Consider the following 2,130-nt stretch of genomic DNA (forward strand, 5'->3'; position numbering starts at 1 on the left):
AGAACGCGCTGCCACTTTCGAACTGGTCGAGGAACCACAGGCGTTGCTGGGCGAACGACAGGGCCAGCGGCGCGGCGTCACGCGCCACCGGCAGCATGGGCGGCGCCAGCAAGGCCGTAGCCGCTTGTCCGATGCGTTCGATGCAGGCGCTCAAGGCTTCGATGGTGGCGGCCTCGAACAGGGTGCGCAAAGGCAGGTCCACGCCGAAGGCGGCGCGCACCTTGGACACCAACTGGGTGGCCAGCAGGGAGTGGCCGCCCAGGGCGAAGAAGTTGTCGGTGACGCCGACCTGGTCGAGCTGGAGCACGTCGGCCCAGATGGCGGCCAGGGTCGTTTCGGCCGGCGTGCGCGGCGCGACATGGCCGGCGGTGGCGGCGCCCATGTCGGGCGCGGGCAGGGCGCGGCGGTCGACTTTGCCGTTCGGCGTCAGCGGCATCTGGTCGAGGAAGACGAAATGGGCCGGCACCATGTAATCGGGCAGGGTGCGCAGCAAGGCTGCGCGCAGCGCGGCAACGCTTTCCTGCGGCGCGGCCGATGGCTGCTGTTCGACCAGGTAGGCCACCAGGCGCTTGTCACCGGGCCGGTCTTCGCGCGCCAGCACCAGCGTGTCGCGCACGGCGGGTAGCGACACCAGGGCGGTTTCGATCTCGCCCAGTTCGATGCGCAGGCCGCGGATCTTGACCTGGTCGTCGATGCGGCCCAGGTATTCGATGGCGCCGTTGGGCAGATAGCGGGCCAGGTCGCCGGAGCGGTACATGCGCGCGCCCGGTACGGACGTGAACGGATTGGCGATAAACTTTTCCGCGGTCAGTTCGGGACGGTCCAAGTAGGCGCGCGCCAGGCCGTCGCCGGCGAGATGCAGTTCACCAGGGATGCCGGCCGGGACGGGCTGGCCGCAGCCGTCCAGGATATAGGTTTGGGTATTGGCGATCGGACGGCCTAGCGGGATCGAAGGCGCCTGGGTATCGGATAGCGAAATTTCATGCCACAGGGCGAAGGTGGTGCATTCGGTCGGGCCGTAGACGTTGAGCAGACGCGCCGGCGGGCCGGCCTGGAACACGCGTTCGATGGCGCGTGGATCGAGCGCTTCGCCGCCGACCAGCAACTGGCGCATGTGGGCGAAGCCATCCGGGCATACGCTGGCGACCTGGTTGAACAAGGCCGTGGTCAGGAACATGGTGTCGATGGCCTGGTCGCGCAGCGCGGCGACGAAGGACAGCGGCGACAGGATGACGTCGCGCTCGATGATGCACAGCTGGCAGCCATGCAGCAGCGCGGCCCACAGTTCGAACGTGATAGCGTCGAAGGCGCTGTTGGCGACCTGGGCGATGCGGTTGCCGGGCCCGATGCTGATATAGGCGGTATCGTAGACCAGGCGTTTGACGGCCTGCTGGCTGATGCCGACGCCTTTGGGGCGGCCGGTGGAGCCGGAAGTGTAGATGACGTAAGCCAGGTGCTCCGGCAGCGTGGCGCTGGACGGATTATGGGCGGGATAGTGGGCCAGCACCGGGGATTCGCCGTCGAGGCACAGGCAGGGCAGGGCGTGCGGTGGCAACTGCGCTTGCAGGTGGCTGTGCACCAGCAGCGCGACCGGCTTGGCGTCGGCCAGCATGAAGGCCAGGCGCTCGGCCGGATAGCCCGGATCGAGCGGCAGGTAGGCGGCGCCGGCCTTGATGATGGCCAGCATGCCGACCACCATGTCGAGCGAACGCTCGACACAGATGCCGACCAGGTCGTCGGGGCCCACGCCCTGCGCTTGCAGGTAATGGGCGAGCTGGTTGGCGCGCGCGTTCAGTTCGCCGTAATGGAGTTGCAGGCCGTCGTAGCTGGCCGCGATGTCGTCCGGCCGCAGCGCGGCCTGGGTTTCAAACAGGCGGGCCAGCGTTTCCGTCCGCGGACAAGCGAGCGCCGTGGCGTTCCAGTCGTGCAGCAGTTGCTGGCGCTCCTGCCGGTCCAGCATGGCCAGGTCGCCGATGCGGGCCGCCGGCGTTTCGGCAATGGACGCGAGCAGGCGGTTGAAATGCGCCGCCATGCGGGCGATGGTGGTGTCGTCGAACAGGTCGGTGCTGTATTCGAAGACGCAATCGAGGGCGCCGTCCTGCTCGGTGATGTTGAGTGTCAGGTCGAACT

Annotated in this window: 1 protein-coding gene; it reads right to left on the bottom strand. The window is 67.9% G+C overall.

Annotation, left to right across the window (positions count from 1 at the left end):
* Positions 1–2,130, bottom strand: a 2,130-nt coding sequence (locus tag AC1RRC_RS33180) for a non-ribosomal peptide synthetase (protein WP_493060197.1), incomplete at both ends; no start/stop codon positions are given.

It is taken from the genome of Pseudoduganella sp. GW821-FHT12E03 (genome assembly GCF_058807115.1).